The sequence below is a fragment of the Roseibium sp. AWQ4_290 genome, from assembly GCF_056160985.1.
The window spans coordinates 85,346-107,074 of sequence record NZ_JBSWYG010000003.1; the positions used below are offsets into that span (position 1 = coordinate 85,346).

The following is a 21,729-nucleotide window of genomic DNA, read 5'->3' on the forward strand; positions in this document are numbered from 1 at the left end:
GTGATATGATGGCGCCTATTTGATGGGCTTTGCCCCGGATGTCTTGTCATCAAAATTAGGGTGAGAGAATTGAGACCTTCTGGACCGCGACCTGGAAACAGGCCGCGGTTCGCTCTTGGAAAGGGTTGGGGCTGGTCAGGCCTGTTCCTCGAAATGCTGGAAGCCGTCCCGGCCTGCATTTTTAACCGCATAAAGGGCAACGTCTGCTTTCTTAAGAAGGGGGCTGGCGGCATCTCCAGCCCCTTGGATGGCGGCAATACCGACACTGGCACTGATCAAGATGGAGTTGCCTTCGATCTGGTAGGGCCTTTTGAGTTCGGTGACGATGCGTTGAGCGATGCGCGTGGCCAGCCCCCGTTCGGCTTCGGTGTTGCGCACGATCACTGCGAATTCATCGCCCCCCAGACGGGCGACTGTGTCCTTGGAACGCACACAATCCTTCAGCCGCGTGGCAACAAGCGTCAGAAGCTCATCCCCGACATGGTGCCCATAGGTGTCATTTACCGGCTTGAACCGGTCGAGATCGACCATCAGAAGGTCGCTGGCTTCGCCATAAAGCTGTGAGCGCGTGATTGCATCTTCCAGCTTGAGATTGAACAGCGTGCGGTTGGCAAGTCCCGTAAGGGTATCGTGATGGGCGGCGTGGGTGATCTTCTCGGTGGCCCGCTCGCGCAGGGTGACGTCTTCATGAGTGCCGATCCAGCCGCCATCGGGCAAGGGGGTGCGAACAATGCTCAGGACCTTGCCATTCGGATGCCTCAGGGTTGTCCGTACGACCTCTCCCGCATCCAGCCGGTCCCGAAGGGCCAGGTAATAGGCGATGGAGTCGCCGTCAAAATGGTTGCGCGATTTCTCAAGCTCAAGCACGTCAATCAGATGCATGCCTTTTTGGACTTCCCCTTGCGGTTTGTCGAAGAGGTCCAGGAATTGTTTGTTCCAAAGAGAAATGCGGCCTTCATTGTCGAAGACGCAGACCCCTTGGCGCATATTGGCGATAACCGCTTCCAGCTCGTTCAACCGCTTGGTGGCCAGGCGTTCCTTTTCCACCAGCTGCTCTTCCATCCGTTTGCGGTCGGTGATGTCCATGATGCTGGTGACATTGCCGCCATTGGCAAGGGTGGTGCCACGCACCTCAAGCACGCGGCCTTCCGACGTTGTGCGTTCATAGATATGGGTGTTGGAAGAGCCGTATTTCCGGATACGCTCTTCGGCGATCTCGTCCGGTTTGCCCGGGCCGTAATCCCCCCGTGCGGCGAGGAAGGCGACTGTGTCTTGCAGTGTTGGGGGCGGGTCCTTCTGCAGGAACTCTTCCGGTATGTTGAACAGGCGCACAAATTCCGAGTTCCAGGACGACAGGATCTGGCCGCTGTCGTGATGGACAAGACCACCCGGGAAGTTGTCAAAAAAGACCTGCAGCGTTTCTGCCTGCTGTTTCAGCTTGGTGATATCGGCCAGGGAGATCACAGCTCCGGCCAGATCATGCTCACCACTTGGTTCGATGCTTTGCGCATTCATGCGCAGCCAGCGCAGGCGGCCGCTGGGTTCATCCCGGACCTGAAGTTCCACGTCCCGTATTCTGCCGGGATCCCGGATTGCGAGTTTGAAAGGATTGACGGACGAACCGTCAACGAGACTGGGCATCTGAAACGACACTGGCAGGTCGTGCGCGCATTTCCCGGTCAGGTCCGTGTCTGCCAGGTTCTGTCCGGTCAGGCCCAGCAAATCCATGGCGGCGGAGTTGAGGGAGCGGATGCAGCCTTCCGGGCAAACCAGCAAAATGCCTTCCTGAAGCGCTTCAAAGGTGGAGCGGCGCACGGCTTCGGCCGCCCGGGCTTCCTGGTCTTTTTGGCGGGCCCGGGTGATATCCAGCAGCACGCCGACAAGCCGGCGCACCGATCCGTTTTCGACGACTGCATGGCCGGCCAGCCGGACCCAGATCTCCTGGCCTTTGGCATTGGTCAGTTGCAGATCCCTGTCCCAGCTGACGCCATCGCGGAGGCCCTCGTGGAAGGCGCTTTCCAGGACGTCCCGGTGTGAGGGACACAGGAACGCCAGAAGGGTATCCAGGTCAGGCTCGAAAGCGGCATCCACGCCCAGAATGTCCCGTGTCTTGTCGGTCCAGGTCATCAGGCCGGTGCGGGGGTCATAGTCCCAGCCGCCAACTCCGGACACTTGGGCGATTTCGGTCAGGAGACCCTGGTGTCTGTCGGCCTTTGCCTGTTCCTGCTCTGCTTTTTCAAGGGCCTCCCGCGTTTCGTAGCCCGCCTTCAGCGATTTGATCAGACCTTCGACCACTTTGGCTGTATTGCGCAATTGCGTCACTTGGACGTCTGTAAGCTGGCGGGGCTTGTGGTCAATGACACAGATTGTGCCAATGCAGTTCTGTCCATCCAGGGAGATTGGGCAGCCGGCATAGAAGCGGGCCCCGAGAGGTCCCGTGACCAGCGGGCTGTCCTGGAAGCGCGGATCTTCCAGAGTGTCGGGAACAATCAGGATATCCTGACCGAGAATGGTGTGGGTGCAAAAGGAATTTTCCCGGCGGGTTTCAGGGGTGTCCAGGCCCACAGCCGCCTTGAACCAGACCTTGGTCCTGTCCACGATCGATATCAGGGCAATCGGGCATTCCAGCATATGAGACAGGTTGGAAACGACCGCATCATATTCTGGCAGATGCTCAGAATTCAGAATGGCTAGCTTCCGTAAAGCTTCCAGCCTTTCATTTTCATTCTGTACCCTTGCCAGCGCCATTTCCGATATAGACTCCGTATTCGCACGTCTCCGGACTCTGGTATGTTATAGTATCAATTTAATAATCATATCAATGCAATAAACTGAATAGAGAAATATATAAACGCAATGAAGATATTTGTATGCATCTGCCATTTTTCATTTTCATTTGGAATTTTAATTCTCTGATTTTTCTTTATTGTTAAACTTAACTAGGATTTTGTAGCGCGTTCATTTTGGTTTATTCACAGAAAAGACATGGCCAGAGACCATCTCGTTGCTTCGATCAACTTTATTGCGAGAAGACATTCAGACCATCCTCACCAAATAAGACCCTGTTTGACCGTGACATGAGAGCGTTCAGCAAGGAGCCTGTCACAGGGCGATGTGGGGCATCGTCCAAGACGCGCGACACGGCGGAACGCTTCCATGTCGTGGACTTCGATGGGTTTTTGAATGCGCCGGGCTGCATCACGCCGCTTGCCCGGCCGCCCAGGCCGATCTGCGCGCGCTTCCTGGTTGGCGAACCTGAAAAACATCCAATAGGGTCTTTTTTGGTGAGCGTGGTGTCAGCCATAGGTTCTTGAGAAAGTTCCCAAGGGGCAGACAAAAGAAAACCCGGCACGAGGCCGGGTTTCAAGGAGTGTGGGGAACCCCACGATATGTCTGCTTTTGTTGCGAGCAGCTTTATCAATCACGCAGCGCGGCGGAATGACAGGCTCATGCCACCACCGGACCGGTTGCGGCGGCGTTCTTCCGGCGGAATGTAGACAATTGCGCTGTGTTCTTCGCAATAGGATACGCCCGCTTCAACACGGGTGTTGCACGGGAACGTATAGTTTCCAGCGTCACCTTCAGCCCATTTGCAGCAGCCCGGGCGCGGGAGGGACAAGTCAGCCATCTTGTTTTCCTTCTCAGTCAAGCAGCAAAAGCGCTCGAGCATCCTCTGGAGAAGAGGATCCGAACAGCTTTCGACAGAAATCGGATATTACAGCGCCCCGGACTGCGTCCGGTGGTTGACCCGGTCAAGGGCTCCTCAGTAAGCGCAGGATTTAAATAAGCGGGGTGTCACAAAATTGCAATAGAATACCTGACATTTCCGTCCTGCACTCAGTGCATACCGGGTTAATCGGGCGTTAAAGCGTCGTGCGCCGGAAGGCGGAAACCACTTTGTCTTTTGAGGTGAGTTCTGTTCTCTCAAGAAGTTATCCGGGTGTGCCGCGGTCCTTGAAATGCCCACCAGCCGCTTCCAGGGCTTGAGGTGTATCCAGATCAAGCCGGGCCGCCGGGCCAATTTCAACTTCGGTCACGAAGCCTGGATTGCCGGCAATGACATGCCGTGCCCCCACATCTCCGCTCAAACTGCGCAAGGCGTCGAAAAAGCGCCGGTCCCACAGAACGGGATTGCCGCGTTTGCCGTCCGCTGTCGCCGTTACGATCAGGTTATTGCCGCCCGCCCGGTAGGCGGCAATCAAAGCGGTGAGGTCTGAGGCCTGAATGCGAGGCATGTCCCCGAGCAGAATGAGAACGGCCTCCGTATCCGGCGCGATGGCCTTCATGCCGGTGGCGATGGACCCGGCCATGCCGTCCGCAAAATCGGGATTGCGTACACATAAAATACCGAGATCTGCGACATGCGCTTCCACCTCTTCGGCCAGGTGGCCTGAGACCAGGATGGTCTGGGAAAGCTCCGCGCCGCAGGCGGCTTCCGCCACATGGCGTATCAGCGGTTTGCCGTCCAGCTCAGCCAGCAGCTTGTTGGGCCCGCCCATGCGTGTCGACTGTCCGGCCGCCAGAAGAATGGCGGCGATTTTGGGCGGTGACGCCCCGGGGCGTTTGACCTCGCGCGGCTGCGGCCGGGTTCCGATTTCCATCAAAAGACCTCCAACGCCCATGGCGGTGATGTCGTCTGGACCGGTCTCGATACCGGCCAGAAGCCGGTCGAGTACCCAGTCGAAGCCATTTTCCTTCGGGCTTCTGGCACAGCCCGGCGCGCCAAGAACGGGCACACCGGCAAGGTCTGCCAGCATCAGCAGGTTACCCGGATCGACGGGCATGCCCAGATGGGTGACGGTGCCTCCGGCCAGATCGACTGCCGCGGGCAGAACATCGTGCCTGTCTACGACCGCCGAGGCGCCAAAAAGAATGAGACAGTCCGCCCCGTCCCGGATCAGCCGGCCCATAGCCGCGCTCACGGCTTCGCTCGCATGTGCCACTCTTTCTTCCTGAAGCACATGGCTGTTGCTGGCCCGGAGCCGGTCCTCCAGAACCCGCCGGGTCTTGTCCATGGTGCTGTGTTTCAGATGGGGCAGTTCGGTGGCGACAAGACCGACTTTCCGGCTGCGGAACGGCGCGATGCGGACGGCCTTTTGCAGGGCGGTCTCGGCCTGATGCAGGGCGGTGCCGGTCACGGCAAAGGAAATGATCTTTGCTGTGGCGACCATGCGGCCTGGCACCACTTTTGTGTGGTTCGCCAGCGTGGCAAAAGTAATCGCTGGGTCGACCCGGTTGGCCGCCGTGACAGCGTCTTCGTCAAGACACAAAAGACCCGGCGTTGCCGCATAAAGGTTCAGGCGCCCGGTAAAGGCGGTATCGGCTTCAAGGCCTTCTCCCATGGCGGCTCTGCCCAGACGGGTGGCGGCGGCATCTTCATTGATATCGCCAGGGTCCAGCCGTGCGGCAATGACCGAGGTCTCTCCCTGGGCTGCCAGAAGACGGCAGTCTTGTGCGCTCAGCACATGCCCTTTTGTCAGCACCTTGCCGGCAAGCCGGGTTCTGTGAGCCAGCAGACAGCCTTCGGCGTCCTGAAGCGGAACAGCGCCGAATTTCATCCGGCCGTCTCCGGATCTCCCTGTCTCAGGGCCTTGAGGATGGCCGCCAGAACGGCGACGGCAATCTCGGCCGGAGACGCGGCGCCGATATCCAGTCCGATGGGGGCGTCAATGCGCTCAAACAGCGCCGGGTCGGCCCCCGCGGCAGCGAACCGCTCCAGCCGTTTGGAATGGGTCTTCCGGCTGCCCAGGGCGCCGACATAAAAACAGCCCGTCTTCAGGGCTTCCAGAAGCGGTGTGTCGTCGATCTTTGGGTCATGGGTGAGGGCGGCGACGGCGGTATAGGCGTCAAGCGGTGTTGCCTTCAGAACATCCTCCGGCCACTCGGCTTTCAGGTCCGTGCCCGGAAACCGGTCCGGCGTGGCAAAGGCGGTGCGCGGATCAACGACCGTGACATCGAGCCCGGCGATCCGGGCCATCGGCACCAGCGCCTGGCTGATATGCACAGCGCCGATGATCATCAGCCGGGGGGCGGGCACGCTGACGGTTAGAAAGACGTTGCCGGCTGGTGTTTCCACCAGACCGGATTTGCCCGACCGGAACCGTTTTTCAAATTCTGCGGCAAGCGGGTGGGCAGAATAGTCATCGGCGGCGCGCACCAGTTCCTGCGTGCCGTCATCCAGCCGGGTGACCAGCAGGGCGGCCCGGCGGGCCTGCCGCTCCGTGTTCAGGGCTTCAAGACGCGAAAGATCCATGGTGTCAGGCTTTGTCCGTCGCCAGCTTGAGCCCAAGCCCGACCAGAAGGGACCCGCCGATCCAACGGCCCAGATCCTGGAACCTTGAGGTTGAGGTGATACGCTTCTTGACCTCGGAGGCAAACAGCACGGTGATGATATCGGCTGAGGCAAAGGCGCAATTGACGATCGTGCCCAGGACTAGAAATTGCGCCCAGATCGGCAGTCCAACTTCGGGGGAGACAAACTGGGGCAGGAAGGCGATGAAGAAGATCGCGGCCTTGGGATTGAGAACCTCCACAAGGATACTGTCGACAAAGGCTCTGCGGCCGGACTTCTGCGGCAGTTCGGGAAGCGGCGCTGCTGTGAGACGGGTGCGGATCATTCGCCCGCCCAGATAGATCAGATAGAGTCCACCCACCAGCTTCAGGGCCACATAGAGCGCCGGCACGAGCGCGAAGAGGGCAGAAAGGCCAAACGCGGCTGCCACGACATGGGCATAACACCCCAGATGGATGCCGGCGGCTGCCATGAAGCCAGCCCGCCTGCCCCGGGAAATCGTCTGCGCGGCGGTGTAGAGCACTGCGGGACCGGGCATATAGGCGAAAAGGGCGGTTGCTGCGAGAAAGGCAAGGAAGGTTTCAAGCGAATACATCAGCTATGTCTCTCATCAAACAACGGGTTCAACATAGACACGGATCCGGCCGCCACAGGAGAGTCCCACGCGCCAGGCCGTTTCATCGGCGACACCGAATTCCAGCGTTGCCGGGCGTCCCGTTTCGATGACATCGATGGCCTCGGCCACCACAGCCCCTTCCACGCATCCGCCTGACACGGAGCCTTCAAACTGGCCGTCCGCGTCAATCACCAGATGGGAGCCGACCGGCCGGGGGGCAGAGCCCCAGGTCTCAATCACTGTAGCCAGCGCAACCTTGCGTCCCGCCCGGCTCCAGTTTTGGGTCGTGGTCAGTACATCGGTGATGCCGTCGGGACCTTGCCCGGATGCGGCAAGGTGAGGGCTGTCGGTTGTTGTCATATGTTTGGTCCTCCCAAAAGGGTTTTTCCCACGCGAACGTGGCAGACGCCGGTTCAACTATAGATTTTTCTGGGGCAGAGAAAAGCTTTTCTCAAACAGAAACGGCGCCCGGGGGGCGGGCGCCGTTTCAAAAACGTGAATGTGAGATTGCTATGAGCCGGTTACTCGGCAGCGCTGCGCAAGGAGGGGGCTGCGCTCAGAACGGCTCCGTCCACATGGGCTTCGAAGGTCTCGAAATTGTCGACGAACATCTGTACCAGCTTGGCAGCCTGTGCATCATAGGCCGCCTTGTCCGCCCAGGTGTCCCGCGGGGTCAGGATGGCAGTGTCCACGCCCGGCACGGCGACCGGAACCTCAAACCCGAAATTCGGGTCGGTGCGGAACTCCGCATCGCTCAGCGCGCCGGACAGGGCCGCCTGAAGCAGGGTGCGGGTCGCCTTGATCGGCATGCGGTGCCCGGTGCCATGGGCGCCGCCGGTCCAGCCGGTGTTAACCAGCCAGCAATCCACATTATGCTTGGCGATCAGGTCCTTCAGCAGGTTGCCGTATTCGGACGGGTGGCGCGGCAGAAACGGCGCGCCGAAGCAGGTGGAGAAGGTGGCCTGCGGCTCGGTCACGCCCTTTTCGGTTCCAGCCACCTTGGCCGTATAGCCGGACAGGAAGTGGTACATGGCCTGGGCCGGGGTCAGCCGTGCCAGCGGTGGCATCACACCGAAGGCATCGGCCGTCAGCATGATGATTGTCTTCGGCATCGGTGCGCAGCCGGTGGCACTGGCATTGGAAATGAAGTGAATCGGGTAGGCCGCCCGAGTGTTTTCCGTCTTCGAGCCGTCATCGAAATCTGGCACCCGTGTGTCGTCCAGAACGACGTTTTCCAGCACAGTCCCGAAGCGCTGGGTGGTCGCGTAGATTTCCGGTTCCGCGTCGGCCGACAGTTTGATGGTTTTGGCATAGCAGCCGCCTTCGAAGTTGAAGACACCTCGTTCGCTCCAGCCATGCTCGTCGTCGCCGATCAGCGTGCGTGCAGGGTCGGCGGAGAGCGTTGTCTTGCCGGTGCCTGACAGGCCGAAGAACACGGCCGTGTCTCCCTCATGTCCCACATTGGCGGAGCAATGCATGGACATGATGCCCTTGGCAGGCAGCAGGTGGTTGAGCATCGTGAAGACCGATTTCTTCATCTCGCCCGCATAGGACGTGCCGCCGATCAGGACGATCTTGCGGGTCAGGTCGCAGGCAATAACCGTTTCGGAGCGGCAGCCGTGGCGCGCCGGATCTGCCTTGAAGCTCGGCAGGTCAACAATGGTCATGTCCGGTGCGAACCCGGCCAACTCGCTGGCGGCCGGGCGCAGCAGCAGATTGCGGATGAACAGCGAGTGCCAGGCAAATTCTGTATAGACCCGCACAGGCAGGCGGTGAACCGGATCGGCACCTCCGTAAAGATCCTGGGCGAACAGCTCCATGCCGTCCGCGTGTGCCAGGAAATCCGACAGCAACAGATCGAACTGCTCTTTGGACATCTGGGCATTGTTGTCCCACCAGACCGTATCTTTGGTCTCGTCATCCAGAACAACAAACTTGTCTTTCGGGGACCGGCCGGTGTGGATGCCGGTCTCGGCGACGAGAGCGCCGCCGGCTGCCAGCCGGGTTTCGCCGCGGGAGAGGGAATACTCATAAAGAGCAGGCTCGTACTGGTTCCAATAGAGCGCCTTCAGGCCTTTGAAGCCGAAGAGTTCACTGCCTTGGGCTAGGTTCCTGATGCCTGTTTCTTTCATCTTCCCGCATTCCTCGTGATGGGAGCTTTTCCATGCCGGACCCTGGATCGAAACGCGTCGATCCGGCTTTGAGGGCTGCGAAGCTAGTGGATTGACTTCACGGCAGCAAGACTCGCCGAGGGGCTATGTCTTTGTTTAATCGATTAAAATACTTGGCAAATCCGCCGATGATTAATTTGAGCGGCGAAGTAAAAAACGAAACCTTCGGATCGGGCGATGTATTGCTCAAGGTGAAAGAAAGCGCGTTTAAAACGAAGATGAGCTCACATCCTCAGCAGCGATGGCGCGGCCGCAAGCAGTTTGGAAACCGTACAAAGAGAAACCGATGGTTGCTGAAAGAGAAACTGCCTGCCGCTATTGCATTTCCCTTGCCGCCGCCCCATCAACGCAGACTTCAGGGCCTCATTTGGGGCCAGGAAGCGTGTCTTCGGGCCGTCTGCCTTAATTTATGCGCATTTAGCGGGCCAAAGGCTCTATGTTACAGTAAGACCGGTGCCAAAGCATCGTGGACTGCCGAAAATGGATAAATAGAGAATGCCGACAATTGCTCTGGTCGATGACGACCGCAACATTTTGACTTCGGTGTCAATTGCTCTGGAAACGGAAGGCTACCGGGTTCAAACCTATACGGACGGAACCTCCGCGCTGGACGGGTTGCAAAGTGACCCGCCTCAACTGGCCATTTTCGATATCAAGATGCCGCGCATGGACGGCATGGAGCTGCTGCGGCGACTGCGCCAGAACTCCGACTTGCCGGTGATCTTCCTGACTTCCAAGGACGATGAGATCGACGAGCTGTTCGGCCTGAAAATGGGTGCGGACGATTTCATTCGCAAACCCTTTTCCCAGCGTCTTCTGGTGGAACGTGTGCGCGCGGTGCTGCGCCGCGCCCAGCCCAAGGATGCCAGCGCGCCGCGCGAGGATGCGGACAAGTTGCTGGAGCGGGGCCAGCTGGTCATGGACCAGGAACGGCACACTTGCACCTGGAACAACAAGCCGGTCACCCTGACCGTCACCGAATTCCTGATCCTGTCCGCGCTGGCCCAGCGTCCGGGCGTGGTCAAAAGCCGCAACGCGCTGATGGATGCGGCCTATGATGACCAGGTCTATGTGGACGACCGGACCATCGACAGCCACATCAAACGCCTCCGGAAAAAGTTCAAGGTTGTTGACGACGACTTCGACATGATCGAAACACTCTATGGTGTGGGCTACCGCTTCCGGGAAGTCTGATCCAACCCAAGGCCCGTTTGGGCGCATTGGAGATGCAGGTTGTGCGAACAGAGGCGAGAGACGGCGGTCAGAAGGGCAACGGGCGTATCGGTGATAGGCTCAAGCTTCTTTTGGCGGCGGCCCGAACCGTCTGGTCTTGCGCAACATGCATCCCCTGCGCCAATACGGCCTAGAGACAGCATATAGATGGCGGTTGACAGCGAGAATGCCGAAACAGGTGCGGGCTCTGATCCGTTAAACGGGTCTGAGAAGTCCCGGCTGCGACGTCTCGGCAACAAGCGGATCCGCCGCCGGCTTCTCAATCAGCTCGGCCGCCTGTTCGGCACCTATGTGCTGTCGTCCCTGACCCGGCGGATCATTGCCATCAATCTGGTTGGCCTGCTCGCCCTTGTGATCGGCATTCTCTATCTCAACCAGTTCCGGGCCGGGCTGATCGACGCCAGGGTTCAGAGCCTGCTGACTCAGGGCGAAATCATTGCCGGGGCCATCGCCGCCTCCGCGACCGTGGACACCGGCACCATCACGATTGATCCGGAGCGCCTGTTGCAGCTTCAGGCCGGGGAAAGCATCACCCCGACGGCCGAGGATCTCGACAGTCTGGATTTCCCGATCAATCCGGAGCGGGTGGGGCCCGTCCTCCGGCGCCTGATTTCGCCCACCAAGACCCGGGCGCGGATCTATGATCCGGAGGGCATTCTCATCCTGGATTCACGCCACCTTTATTCCAGCGCGCAGATCCTGCGCTTCGATCTGCCGCCGCCGTCCGGCGAGGAAACCGGGTTCTGGGACACGGCCTGGCAATGGGTCAAGCGCTGGCTTCAGCAGGGCGATCTGCCGCTGTACCAGGAAGTGGGCGGGGGCGACGGGCGCACCTATCCGGAAGTGGAAGCCGCTCTGTCCGGCTCTCCGGCCAGCGTGACCCGGATTTCCCAGCGCGGTGAACTGATTGTCTCCGTTGCCGTGCCGATCCAGCGGTTCCGTGCGGTTCTGGGCACGTTGCTGTTGTCGACCCAGGGCGGCGATATCGATGCCATCGTGCGTGCGGAGCGCATCGCGATTATCCGGGTCTTCCTGTTTGCCGCAACAGTGGTGGTGCTTCTGTCGATCCTGCTGGCTGGCACCATTGCAGGGCCGGTGCGCCGGCTGTCTTCGGCTGCAGACCGGGTGCGGCGCGGGTCCAATTCCCGCCAGGAGATCCCGGACTTCTCGGACCGGCAGGACGAGATTGGCCATCTGGCCCGGGCGTTCCGGGAAATGACCAACACGCTTTATAACAAGATCGACGCCATCGAACGCTTTGCCGCCGATGTGGCTCATGAACTCAAGAACCCATTGACCTCCCTGCGCAGCGCGGTGGAAACCCTGCCACTGGCAAAGACCGCGGAATCCCAGGGACGGCTGATGGAGGTGATCCAGCATGATGTGCGCCGTCTGGACCGGTTGATCAGCGACATTTCCGACGCCTCCCGTCTGGATGCGGAATTGGCGCGCATTCAGGCCGAAACCATCGACCTGGCCGAGCTGCTGCGCAACATGGGCGATGCGGTCAACCAGCGCACTGGGATCGATGATCCCAAGGTGAAGCTGACCGTGGCCGATGCTCAAGGGCCCAAACCCTATGTGGTTCAGGGGCATGACATCCGGCTGGGCCAGGTGATCTCCAATCTTCTCGACAATGCCCGCTCCTTCTCGCCCCAGGGCGGCACTGTACGTGTGGATCTGGCGCGTGAAAACCGGCGCATCCGCATCGTTGTGGATGATGATGGCCCGGGCATCCGGGCGGAAAACACCGAACGGATCTTCGAACGGTTCTATACCGACCGTCCGGACGGCGAAGGCTTCGGCAACAATTCCGGCCTTGGCCTGTCTATTTCGCGACAGATTATTGAAGCTCATGGCGGTACGATCTCCGCCACCAACCGCAAGGAACAGGGACCGGACGGAACCATCAAAACCGCAGGTGCCCGCTTTACGATCCTGCTTCCGGCCGGGTCTGCCAAGTGACGGCGGCGGGGCGCGGGACAGGCGGCCGCGTCACGGGCGGCAGCGGGAGCAGCGAGGCCGGGAGCGGGATTGGGGCCAGCGAAGCCCTCCATGCCAATTGCCTTGTGATTGGAACCGCGGGGCTTCTTGTGCGCGGCCGGTCCGGCAGCGGTAAATCCGGTTTCAGTGACCATCTGATCGAGGCGGCCCGCACCAGGGGCAGCTATGCAAATCTGGTGTCCGACGACCGGGTGCATCTGGCCGCAGAGGCCGGGCTGCTGATTGCCCGTCCGCCCAAGTCTATTTCGGGTCTTTTGGAAGTGCGCGGCGCGGGATTGATGCGCACCGGCTATCAGCCTGTGGCGGTGATCACCCTGCTGGTGGATCTGGAACCAGCCGAAACGCTGGAGCGTTTGCCCGAGCGGGCCTTTGCCACCAAAAAAGTCGGAGATGTGCTTGTGCCTTCGATTTCGTGCCCGGAAAACCGGCCGGACACCGGACTGCGCCTCGTCCGCTGGGCGTTGCGTAGTGTTCTGGCTGGGACACCCGACTATATTTAGAGCATAGCGGTCGTTTTTTGCTTGCAACTGGTCAAACGGTTGCAGAGAGTGCATCAGACTGATAAACGCCCGGATCCGCCCAGAGCCAACACACACGATAGTCAGGCTGAAGACTGAATGATCGGACTAGTTCTCGTTACGCATGGACGACTCGCTGAAGAATTCAAAGCGGCGCTGGAGCATGTGGTCGGTCCCCAGGAACAGGTTGAAACCATCTGCATCGGACCGGATGACGATATGGAGCAGCGGCGTCAGGACATTCTGTCCGCCGTGGAGGCTGCAAACTCGGGCAAGGGCGTTGTCCTTTTGACGGACATGTTCGGGGGCACCCCCTCCAATCTCGCCATTTCGGTGATGGACGGAAAATCCGTGGAAGTGGTGGCCGGGGTCAACTTGCCGATGCTGATTAAGCTGGCCAGCGTACGCGGCGACCGGCAGCTGACGGATGCGGTCGATGAGGCCCGGCAGGCCGGCCAGAAATACATATCCGTGGCGAGCCAGGTGCTGTCGGGGCAGAACTGATCACGGATATGACGGCGACCCATCTATTTGAGAAGGACCTGACCATTGTCAACCGCCGGGGGCTGCATGCCCGCGCCTCGGCCAAACTGGTCAAACTCGTCGAAACATTTCAAGCGGACGTGACCGTCTCCAAGGACGGCCAGACCGTCGGCGGCACGTCGATCATGGGGTTGATGATGCTGGCCGCCAGTCCGGGCTGCTGCATCAAGGTTCAGGTCAGCGGCGAGGAAGCGCAGGCGGCCCTGGACGCAATAACGGATCTTGTCGAAAACGGGTTCGGCGAAACCGACTGAGGCCAGCTTTCCCTCAAGGGGCCTGCCCGCAGCGCTGGGGGCACTTGAGACGGGCCAGGCGCGATTCGGGCCGGCTTCCGGGTTCAGTGGGGGATTTTCATGGCTGGCCAGTCTGGTGACCGTACGTTTTCTGCCGCGCATGCGGCCCTGTCCCATTTGCATCAGGGCCTGGATCTTCAATTTGCCTTTGAATTGTGGGACGGGACCCGCATTCCGCAGGACAGTCCTGCTGAGGGTCTGCGGCTTGCCCTGTCCGCCTCCGCGCTCACCCGGCTGCTGAGACGCCCATCGCTCAAGACGGTCATCGAGTTGTATTCCACCGGTGACATTGACCCCAGGGGGGGCAGTATTTTCGATTTTGCGGAAAAGCGGCCGAAGCTCAAAAGCCGCGAGATCCGCAAGCGTTTGAACAAATGGCTGCTTCTGAAGAGCGCCTGGCCGCTTCTGCGGGGGGCCGGTAAAGGCTTGGCGGGGCCTGAACAGGGTCTGGACGCGGGCAGGGCGGCGGACCGCAGTTCGGGGAGCCGCAAGGCTGACATCGCGTTTCACTATGATGTCTCCAACGCGTTCTACCGGCTCTTTCTTGATCCGGAAATGGTCTATACCTGCGCTTATTTCCGGGACTGGTCCAACGATCTGGCCACCGCCCAGCAAGACAAGCTGGATATGATCTGCCGCAAGCTGCGGCTCAAGCCCGGCGATCGCATGCTCGATATCGGCTGCGGCTGGGGCGCGCTCATCTGCCATGCAGCCGAACATTACGGGGTGAGCGCCGTTGGCGTGACCTTGGCCGAAGAACAGCTTAAGCTCGCCCGCGAGCGGATCGCGGCGCGGGGGCTGGAGGGCAAGGCCTGGGTGGAACTGATCGACTACCGGGACATGACCGGCCAGTTCGACAAGATTTCCTCCATCGGCATGTTCGAAGCCGTCGGGCTGGACAATTACGATAATTATTTCCAGAGCGTTCACCGGCTCTTGAAGCCGCGCGGCCTTTATCTGCACCACGCCATCACCCGGCGGGGCAAGAAGGATCTGACGGCGTTCCGGCGCAAGAAGCCGGAATATCAGGCACTCGTGCGCTACATTTTCCCGGGCGGGGAAGTCGACCATATTGGCTGGACCCTGACAAATCTGGAGGCCCACGGCTTTGAAGTGCATGACGTTGAAGCCTGGCGGGAGCACTACGCCCGCACCACCCGGCTTTGGGCGGAGAACCTGACAGCGGTTCGGGACGACGCCATCGCCGAGATCGGCGAGCAGAAATATCGGCTCTGGCTTGCATATCTTTGCGGTGTTTCCCTCGGCTTTGAACGGGGCTCCATCGGGATTTTCCAGACGGTTGCCTCAAGGCGCACCAAGGGCCCATCCGGAATGCCTCCCTCGCGCGAGGACCTTTACCGGCCCGGGAACGGCGAGCGCACAGTCAGTCTCGATTAATCATATAAAGAATTCTTTATATCTTTATTGCGTTAAGTCGCGCCGGGGGCTATAACCCTGCCAACGGTTTCCGGCCTTGCCGGAATCGGCTGGCGGCCGCCCCGAATGCGCGTGCACTGGCATGCGGAAGGGCGGCGGCATCCTTCAGGGCCGGCAGTGGCCCGGACCCGATTTAACGCTGGACCAACAGCAGGACACTTCAATGACCGACTATATCGTCAAAGACATCGCGCTCGCAGACTGGGGCCGCACCGAGATCGAAATCGCCGAGCACGAAATGCCGGGCCTCATGGCCTGCCGTGCCGAATTCGGCGATGCCAAGCCGCTCACGGGCGCGCGGATCGCCGGCTCGCTCCACATGACCATCCAGACCGCCGTCCTGATCGAAACGCTGGTGGCGCTCGGAGCCGAAGTCCGCTGGGCTTCCTGCAACATCTTCTCCACCCAGGATCAGGCGGCAGCTGCCATTGCTGCTGCGGGTATTCCGGTTTTCGCCGTTAAGGGGGAGACCCTGGAAGAATATTGGGACTATGCCGACAAGATCTTTGATTTTGACGGTGGCGCCAACATGATCCTGGACGATGGTGGCGATGCGACGCTCTATATTCTCATGGGCGCCCGCGTGGAAGCCGGGGAAACCGGCCTGATCGAAAACCCGCAGTCGGAAGAAGAAGAATGCCTGTTTGCGCAGATCAAGAAGCGCATGGCATCCCATCCGGGCTGGTTCACCAAGCAGCGTGATCTGATCCAGGGCGTTTCGGAAGAGACCACCACCGGTGTTCTGCGTCTTTATGAAATGCAGAAAAACGGCCAGCTGCCGTTCCCGGCCATCAACGTCAATGACAGCGTGACCAAGTCCAAATTCGACAACCGCTATGGCTGCCGCGAATCCCTGGTTGACGGCATCCGCCGCGGTACCGACGTGATGATGTCCGGCAAGGTGGCCGTTGTCTGCGGCTATGGGGATGTGGGCAAGGGCTCTGCCCAGTCGCTTGCCGGGTCCGGCGCCCGGGTGATTGTCACCGAGATCGATCCGATCTGCGCTCTGCAGGCCTCTATGGACGGGTTCGAGGTCAAGACCATCGAAGAGGCACTTCCGGAAGGCGATATCTACGTCACGGCCACCGGCAACAAGGACATCATCACCCTGGACCACATGCGCGGCATGAAGGACATGGCGATTGTCTGTAACATCGGCCATTTCGACAACGAGATCCAGGTCGCGTCGCTGAAGAACTTCAAATGGCGCCCGGTCAAGGATCAGGTCGACATGATCGAATTCCCCGATGGCAAGCGGATGATCCTTCTGTCCCAGGGCCGTCTTGTGAACCTGGGCAACGCCACCGGACACCCGAGCTTCGTGATGTCCGCCAGCTTCACCAACCAGGTTCTGGCGCAAATCGAACTCTACACCAAGGGCGATGCCTACAAGAACGAAGTCTATGTGCTGCCCAAGCATCTTGACGAGAAGGTTGCCCGCCTCCACCTGGAAAAACTCGGTGTGACGTTAACCGAATTGACCGACGCCCAATCCGATTATCTGGGGATTAATAAGGCCGGTCCGTTTAAGGCGGAACACTACAAATACTGATCTTTCTGATTCGGGTCACTACATCTGGTGATGGCCCGGAACGCCACATGTGAACAAAAAAATGCAGAACCCTTCAATTTGAAGGGTTCTGTTAACTTTTCGGTTACGGACTCTTCTGCGTGATTCTCAAAAAGGTTATGGTTTAAGCGAATCAAGGGCCAGAAGGCGGATGTCTTTGATTTGCTCCCGAAATCCGGGGGTTCTCCCGCATAGCGGGGAAGGCGGCACAAGGGGATCGTAACATGCCGATAGGCGGCAAGAACGGCGCGCAAAATAGCGCGGCGTGGCGAGAATGGAGTCTGAAAACGGTGACGCTCGGCAGCGCCTCAATGGCGAGCTATGGGCTGTCGGCCGGTCCGGCTTTTGCCAATATTCTTGCAGACACCACAGAGGCCATCAATCCGGGTGCCATGATCCTTGTGGGCGCGATGGGCGGTATGTGCGCCTTTGCAGTGACCGCAGCCGTTGCGCTATTAAGGCACCGCAAGCAATCATCCCAAATCACTGTCGCTCTGGAAAAGGAAAAAAGCGATCTGAAACTCCGGGTCGACCGCCTGGAGGCTATGCTCAACACCGATGAGCAGCGCGTGATCGTGTGGACCGGAAACGGAGCCGTGCCCCAGATCTGGGGCGTTCTGGCGGAAAAGTCCGGCGTGCCGCGCCCGCCTGCCCAGCTTCTGGCCTTTGGCAGCTGGCTGACGGTGAAATGCGCCGGGGATCTGGAACGGCATCTGGATATGCTGTTCCGCACCGGTGAGGCCTTTACCGCGACATTCAAAACCCGTGCGGGCACCTATGTGGAAGCTCTGGGGCGCACCACAGGCGGCGCCGTCGTGCTGCGGCTGAGGGACCTGACCGGCGAGCGCCAGATGCAGGCCGAGCTTGCAGCCCGCAATGCGCGGATTTCCGGCGAATTGCATATGCTTCATGCCTTGCTCGATGCCATGCCGGCCCCGGCCTGGCAGCGGGATGCGGAGGGCAATCTGACCTGGGCCAATGCGGCCTATGCGGAGGCGGTGGAGCTTGGCGATGCGGAAAGCGCCGTCAAGACCGGTGCGACCTTCCTGGACGCGGCGGCACGCACCGCCATGGCCGTGCAGCGGACCGAGGATGGCTGTTTCAGCGCCAGAATTCCGATTGTGGCCTCCGGCGACCGCCGGGTCTTCGAGGTGACCGATGTCAACGCGAGTGTCGGCGGCGCCGGCATTGCCGTTGATATCAGCGACCTGGAACAGGCCCGCAAGGAACTGGGCCGCGCCGAAGATTTCCATGGCCGCACCCTGGACCAGCTGGCCGCCGCCGTGGCGATCTATGGCAGCGATCGCAAGCTTCAGTTTCACAATGCGGCCTTCCGACAGCTTTGGGACCTTGACGATGCGTTCCTGGGGGGCAGGCCGGAAGATGGCGCCGTGCTCGACGCTCTGCGGGCCGCGCGCAAACTGCCCGAACAGGCCGATTACAGGGTCTGGCGCAACAAGATGCTGGAAAGCTACCAGTCCCTGGAAGCCCGCGAAAGCTGGTGGCATCTTCCGGACGGGCGGACCTTGCGCGTCATTGCCAATCCGCACCCCCAGGGCGGCGTGACCTATATTTACGAGAACTTCACCGAGCGCCTCGACCTGGAAAGCCGCTACAACGCGCTGGCACGGGTGCAGGGCGAAACTCTCGACAATCTGTCGGAAGCCGTGGCCGTGTTCGGGTCCGATGGCCGCCTGCGCCTGTGGAACCCGGCCTTCGGCAAGATCTGGAACATCGAGGAAGAGCAGCTTGCCGAACTGCCCCATGTGAACGAAGTTGTCTCTGCCTGCACGCTCAGCGAACAGGAAGAAGACGCCTGGAAGCAGCTGGCGGGCAATGTCACCGGCCTGCTCGACAACCGCACCCACAAGGTCAGCCGCCTGGAACGGCACAATGGTGATGTGCTCGACTATGCCACCGTGCCCCTGCCTGATGGTGGCACGCTGGTCACCTTTGTGGACGTGAGCGACAGCGTGAATGTAGAGCGCGCACTTCTGGAAAAGAACGAGGCGCTGCAGCAGGCCGACCAGATCAAGAACGCCTTCATCCAGCATGTGTCCTACGAGCTGCGCTCGCCCTTGACCAACATCATCGGTTTTGCCCAGTTGCTCTCGGATCCGAAATTCGGTGATCTGACGGACAAGCAGGGCGAATACGCGGAATACATCCAGTCGTCCTCGTCGGCGCTTCTGGCCATCATCAACGACATTCTCGATCTGGCGACCCTGGATGCGGGCATCATGGAACTGGACCTGGGCGAGGTCGATGTGGCCTCCACAGTCTCGGCGGCGGTCGAGGGCCTGAAAGACCGGATCGCAGATGCCAAGATCACGCTGCGCACCCATGTGCCCGAAGATATCGGGAATATGGTGGCCGACGAGAAGCGGTTGCGTCAGGTACTGTTCAACCTGATTTCCAACGCCGTGCGGTATTCAGAAGAAAACGGCGTCGTCGATGTCAGCTGCAACCGGAATGACGGCCAGGTTGCCTTCGTGGTGCAGGATCATGGCTACGGCATCCCGGCGGAAATCCTGACCCAGGTTTTCAACCGCTTTGTCGGCCATGACACGGGCACACGGCGCCAGGGCGCGGGCCTGGGCCTCGCGATCGTCAAGAGCTTTGTCGAGCTCCATGGCGGCACCGTCGAAATCGATTCGGTTGAAGGCAAGGGCACTACAGTTACTTGCGTCTTTCCTGCGCGCCCGGAGCAGCCCGGTCAGGTGGCCGCTGAATAACGGACCCGCCCATGGCAGACCACCGGCTGCGGCAGCTTCCAGCCTCTTTCCTGACACGGAATCTTCCCGACGAGGGCGCTACGGCCCGCCTGGCCGGGGACATTGCCATGATCCTCAAGCCGGGCGATACCGTGTGCCTGTCCGGAGATCTGGGCGCCGGAAAATCCACCTTCACCCGGGCGCTGATCCGGGCCTTTGCCGAAGAGCCGGAGCTGGAAGTGCCCAGCCCGACCTTCACACTGGTTCAGACCTATGCCTTGCCCCGCTGTGAACTCTCCCATTTCGACCTTTACCGGCTGGAAGAGCCGGAAGAGTTGGAAGAACTTGGTCTTGAGGACCTGCTGGAGACGGGCGCGGCGCTGATCGAGTGGCCGGAAAAGGCAGAGGCATTGCTGCCGGAGACCGCGCTTTGGATCCAGATCATCCAGCCGGATGCGGACAGCGAAGAGCGGGCCCTTACGTTCGTTTCCTCCGATCAGGACTGGCAGACACGCGTCACCCGGACGCTGGAGATGCGGGATTTTCTGGAAACAGCAGGATTTGGTGGCGCATCCCGGGCCTATCTGGCTGGAGATGCGTCCTTACGGAGTTTCGAAACAGTGACTGGTGACGGGCGCACTGCCATTTTGATGAACTGGCCTTTCCGCGACGGGGCAGTCTCAGAAGAGGTCCGCACCTATATGGCAAAGGTTCATCTGGCACAGGACTGCCGTTCGGTTCTGGCGATCGGGTCCGAGCTGCGCAAACGGGGGTTCCGGGCGGCGGAGATCTATGCGGCGGCTCCGGACCAGGGGCTTGTCCTGTCTGAGGATCTGGGCCGGGAAACCGTTCTGGTGGATGGCAAGCCGGATCCGGACCGGTATCTGGCGGCGGTGGAGCTTCTGGCCAGGATGCATAGTGAAAGCTGGCCTGAACAGGTCAGCCTTCCCGGCGGCAGCGTCTATCCCGTTCCGGACTATTCCCAGGAGGCACTGATTGCAGAAGCCTCTCTGTTTCTGGACTGGTATGTGCCCCATGTGACCGGGGCGGACGCGACACAGGAGACGCGGCAGGCCTTTGAAAGCCTCTGGCAGCATGCTCTGGACGGGATCGCAGAGGCCCAGCAGGGCTGGGTCCTGCGGGACTTTCATTCTCCCAATCTTCTGTGGCAGCACGGCGCCAGCGGCCTTGACCGCATTGGCCTGATCGATCTGCAGGACACGGTAAGAGGGCCGGTGGCCTATGATGTCGCCGCCCTGTTGTTCGATGCGCGCACAGATGTGGATGCCGCACTGGAAACAAGGCTCTACGAGGCTTATCTGATGGCGAGGCAGAGAGAGCAAGGGCCCGATAGAGACCTGTTTGCGAAAGCCTACGGGGTCATGGCCGCCCAGAGAATTTCGAAGATCCTCGGCATCTTCGTGCGTCTGGCGAAGCGGGATAATAAGCCGGCTTATTTGAGCCATTTGCCGCGTATGCTAGGCTATCTCGACCGGGTGCTTGACAGGCCGGGAGTGACGGATTTGAAAGAAGGCTATGCACGCTTCCGGCGGTGAGATTTGATTGGCCGGGCGCAGGGAAGCATTTGAGTGAGCGTATGACAACATCGCGGTTCCGACCCACAAAAGCAATGATCCTGGCCGCCGGAATGGGCAAGCGCATGCGCCCTCTGACCGCCACCACCCCGAAGCCGCTGATCGAGGTCAACGGCCAGGCGCTGATCGACCATGGCATGGACCGTCTGGCGGCTGCGGGCGTGAAAACCTGCGTGGTCAATGTCCATTATCTGGCGGATCTAGTGGAAGTCCATGTGCGCCGCCGGAGCGATATGGACATCCTCATTTCCGATGAGCGGTCCCGCCTGTTGGAAACCGGCGGCGGCATCCGCAAAGCGCTGCCGCTTTTGGGCGACGAGCCGTTTTTCCAGCTGAATTCGGACACCTGTTACTGGATAGAAGGCGTCAAGCCCAACCTGGAACACATGATCGATGCCTGGGACGAGGCGCGCATGGATGCGTTGCTTCTGGTGGCCGAAACGGTCAAGTCCGTCGGCTATTCGGGCCGGGGCGATTTCGAAATGGCCAAGGATGGCAGTCTGACCCGCCGTCTGGAAAAAGGGGTCACACCCTTTGCCTATGCGGGGGCGGCCCTGTTGCATCCGCGCCTGTTTGAAGGCACGCAGGACGAGCCATTCTCCATAAATATGCTGTTCAACAAGGCCATTGCAGCGGGCCGTCTGTTCGGGGTTCAGATGGAAGGGCTTTGGCTGCATATCGGCACGCCCGATGCCATTCGCGCAGCGGAATATGCGGTGCGCGAGAGCGCGGCCTGAGACCGC

The 21,729-nt window shown here is 60.2% G+C and carries 18 protein-coding genes; 11 read left to right on the forward strand and 7 right to left on the reverse strand.

What is annotated here, in order from left to right; translation table 11 throughout:
- Positions 1-135 precede the first annotated feature (135 nt).
- The 7 genes from ACXAH0_RS04120 to ACXAH0_RS04150 all read right to left on the reverse strand — a co-directional run bounded on the left by ACXAH0_RS04120 (position 136) and on the right by ACXAH0_RS04150 (position 9,040).
- Positions 136-2,748, reverse strand: a complete 2,613-nt coding sequence (locus ACXAH0_RS04120) for a PAS-domain containing protein (protein WP_475174139.1) — start codon at positions 2,746-2,748, stop codon at positions 136-138.
- Positions 2,749-3,421: 673 nt separating this feature from the next.
- A complete protein-coding gene (locus ACXAH0_RS04125) occupies positions 3,422-3,628 on the reverse strand; it encodes a hypothetical protein (RefSeq protein WP_475174136.1) in 207 nt (68 codons plus the stop codon).
- Between the two features lie 304 nt (positions 3,629-3,932).
- Positions 3,933-5,558 carry an NTP transferase domain-containing protein gene (locus tag ACXAH0_RS04130; RefSeq protein ID WP_475189303.1) on the reverse strand — a complete coding sequence of 542 codons (1,626 nt, stop codon included), beginning with the start codon at positions 5,556-5,558 and terminating at the stop codon, positions 3,933-3,935.
- Positions 5,555-6,253: an XdhC family protein gene (locus ACXAH0_RS04135; RefSeq protein WP_475189306.1), complete on the reverse strand. Its 699-nt coding sequence runs from the start codon at positions 6,251-6,253 to the stop codon at positions 5,555-5,557. Before ACXAH0_RS04135 ends, ACXAH0_RS04130 begins: the two co-directional genes overlap by 4 nt.
- A 4-nt stretch (positions 6,254-6,257) precedes the next feature.
- A complete protein-coding gene (locus tag ACXAH0_RS04140) occupies positions 6,258-6,887 on the reverse strand; it encodes a LysE family translocator (protein WP_475189308.1) in 630 nt (209 codons plus the stop codon).
- A 15-nt stretch (positions 6,888-6,902) separates the two neighbouring features.
- Complete coding sequence (locus tag ACXAH0_RS04145; RefSeq protein ID WP_475174127.1) at positions 6,903-7,268, reverse strand: XdhC family protein; 366 nt, start codon at positions 7,266-7,268, stop codon at positions 6,903-6,905.
- 161 nt (positions 7,269-7,429) lie between these two features.
- Entirely contained in the window at positions 7,430-9,040 is a 1,611-nt protein-coding gene (locus ACXAH0_RS04150; protein WP_475189309.1) for a phosphoenolpyruvate carboxykinase, read from the reverse strand.
- Between the two features lie 125 nt (positions 9,041-9,165).
- Between ACXAH0_RS04150 and ACXAH0_RS04155 the strand changes: the two genes are divergently transcribed.
- The 11 genes from ACXAH0_RS04155 to ACXAH0_RS04205 all read left to right on the forward strand — a co-directional run bounded on the left by ACXAH0_RS04155 (position 9,166) and on the right by ACXAH0_RS04205 (position 21,723).
- On the forward strand, positions 9,166-9,567 hold the full coding sequence (locus tag ACXAH0_RS04155) for a hypothetical protein (protein WP_475189311.1): 402 nt from the start codon (positions 9,166-9,168) through the stop codon (positions 9,565-9,567).
- 7 nt (positions 9,568-9,574) lie between these two features.
- Positions 9,575-10,273 (forward strand): response regulator transcription factor, encoded by a 699-nt coding sequence (locus tag ACXAH0_RS04160; RefSeq protein ID WP_029064229.1) that lies wholly within the window; start codon positions 9,575-9,577, stop codon positions 10,271-10,273.
- Between the two features lie 186 nt (positions 10,274-10,459).
- Positions 10,460-12,277: a stimulus-sensing domain-containing protein gene (locus ACXAH0_RS04165; protein ID WP_475174121.1), complete on the forward strand. Its 1,818-nt coding sequence runs from the start codon at positions 10,460-10,462 to the stop codon at positions 12,275-12,277.
- Positions 12,274-12,816 carry an HPr kinase/phosphorylase gene (locus ACXAH0_RS04170; RefSeq protein ID WP_475189313.1) on the forward strand — a complete coding sequence of 181 codons (543 nt, stop codon included), beginning with the start codon at positions 12,274-12,276 and terminating at the stop codon, positions 12,814-12,816. Before ACXAH0_RS04165 ends, ACXAH0_RS04170 begins: the two co-directional genes overlap by 4 nt.
- Before the next feature lie 117 nt (positions 12,817-12,933).
- Entirely contained in the window at positions 12,934-13,338 is a 405-nt protein-coding gene (locus tag ACXAH0_RS04175; RefSeq protein ID WP_475174117.1) for a PTS sugar transporter subunit IIA, read from the forward strand.
- 8 nt (positions 13,339-13,346) lie between these two features.
- Positions 13,347-13,631 (forward strand): HPr family phosphocarrier protein, encoded by a 285-nt coding sequence (locus tag ACXAH0_RS04180; RefSeq protein WP_475174115.1) that lies wholly within the window; start codon positions 13,347-13,349, stop codon positions 13,629-13,631.
- Between the two features lie 99 nt (positions 13,632-13,730).
- Complete coding sequence (locus ACXAH0_RS04185) at positions 13,731-15,068, forward strand: class I SAM-dependent methyltransferase (protein WP_475189315.1); 1,338 nt, start codon at positions 13,731-13,733, stop codon at positions 15,066-15,068.
- Positions 15,069-15,270: 202 nt separating this feature from the next.
- Positions 15,271-16,659, forward strand: coding sequence for an adenosylhomocysteinase (gene ahcY, locus ACXAH0_RS04190; protein ID WP_475174111.1), 1,389 nt, complete (start codon positions 15,271-15,273; stop codon positions 16,657-16,659).
- Between the two features lie 329 nt (positions 16,660-16,988).
- A complete protein-coding gene (locus ACXAH0_RS04195) occupies positions 16,989-19,412 on the forward strand; it encodes a PAS domain-containing sensor histidine kinase (RefSeq protein ID WP_475189317.1) in 2,424 nt (807 codons plus the stop codon).
- An 11-nt stretch (positions 19,413-19,423) separates the two neighbouring features.
- Positions 19,424-20,947: a tRNA (adenosine(37)-N6)-threonylcarbamoyltransferase complex ATPase subunit type 1 TsaE gene (gene tsaE / locus ACXAH0_RS04200; RefSeq protein ID WP_475189318.1), complete on the forward strand. Its 1,524-nt coding sequence runs from the start codon at positions 19,424-19,426 to the stop codon at positions 20,945-20,947.
- 41 nt (positions 20,948-20,988) lie between these two features.
- Positions 20,989-21,723, forward strand: coding sequence for a nucleotidyltransferase family protein (locus ACXAH0_RS04205; RefSeq protein ID WP_475174107.1), 735 nt, complete (start codon positions 20,989-20,991; stop codon positions 21,721-21,723).
- The last annotated feature ends 6 nt before the right edge of the window (positions 21,724-21,729 follow it).

Bases quoted from the DNA above. Each gene is read 5' to 3' on its own strand.
- ACXAH0_RS04195 (WP_475189317.1), top strand. From the start codon at position 16,989: ATGGCGAGCTATGGGCTGTCGGCCGGTCCGGCTTTTGCCAATATTCTT.
- ACXAH0_RS04145 (WP_475174127.1), bottom strand. From the start codon at position 7,268: ATGACAACAACCGACAGCCCTCACCTTGCCGCATCCGGGCAAGGTCCC.
- ACXAH0_RS04135 (WP_475189306.1), bottom strand. From the start codon at position 6,253: ATGGATCTTTCGCGTCTTGAAGCCCTGAACACGGAGCGGCAGGCCCGC.
- ACXAH0_RS04175 (WP_475174117.1), top strand. From the start codon at position 12,934: ATGATCGGACTAGTTCTCGTTACGCATGGACGACTCGCTGAAGAATTC.
- ACXAH0_RS04130 (WP_475189303.1), bottom strand. From the start codon at position 5,558: ATGAAATTCGGCGCTGTTCCGCTTCAGGACGCCGAAGGCTGTCTGCTG.
- tsaE (WP_475189318.1), top strand. From the start codon at position 19,424: ATGGCAGACCACCGGCTGCGGCAGCTTCCAGCCTCTTTCCTGACACGG.
- ACXAH0_RS04150 (WP_475189309.1), bottom strand. From the start codon at position 9,040: ATGAAAGAAACAGGCATCAGGAACCTAGCCCAAGGCAGTGAACTCTTC.
- ACXAH0_RS04165 (WP_475174121.1), top strand. From the start codon at position 10,460: ATGGCGGTTGACAGCGAGAATGCCGAAACAGGTGCGGGCTCTGATCCG.
- ACXAH0_RS04140 (WP_475189308.1), bottom strand. From the start codon at position 6,887: ATGTATTCGCTTGAAACCTTCCTTGCCTTTCTCGCAGCAACCGCCCTT.
- ACXAH0_RS04160 (WP_029064229.1), top strand. From the start codon at position 9,575: ATGCCGACAATTGCTCTGGTCGATGACGACCGCAACATTTTGACTTCG.
- ACXAH0_RS04155 (WP_475189311.1), top strand. From the start codon at position 9,166: ATGTCTTTGTTTAATCGATTAAAATACTTGGCAAATCCGCCGATGATT.
- ACXAH0_RS04125 (WP_475174136.1), bottom strand. From the start codon at position 3,628: ATGGCTGACTTGTCCCTCCCGCGCCCGGGCTGCTGCAAATGGGCTGAA.
- ACXAH0_RS04120 (WP_475174139.1), bottom strand. From the start codon at position 2,748: ATGGCGCTGGCAAGGGTACAGAATGAAAATGAAAGGCTGGAAGCTTTA.
- ahcY (WP_475174111.1), top strand. From the start codon at position 15,271: ATGACCGACTATATCGTCAAAGACATCGCGCTCGCAGACTGGGGCCGC.
- ACXAH0_RS04185 (WP_475189315.1), top strand. From the start codon at position 13,731: ATGGCTGGCCAGTCTGGTGACCGTACGTTTTCTGCCGCGCATGCGGCC.
- ACXAH0_RS04205 (WP_475174107.1), top strand. From the start codon at position 20,989: ATGACAACATCGCGGTTCCGACCCACAAAAGCAATGATCCTGGCCGCC.
- ACXAH0_RS04180 (WP_475174115.1), top strand. From the start codon at position 13,347: ATGACGGCGACCCATCTATTTGAGAAGGACCTGACCATTGTCAACCGC.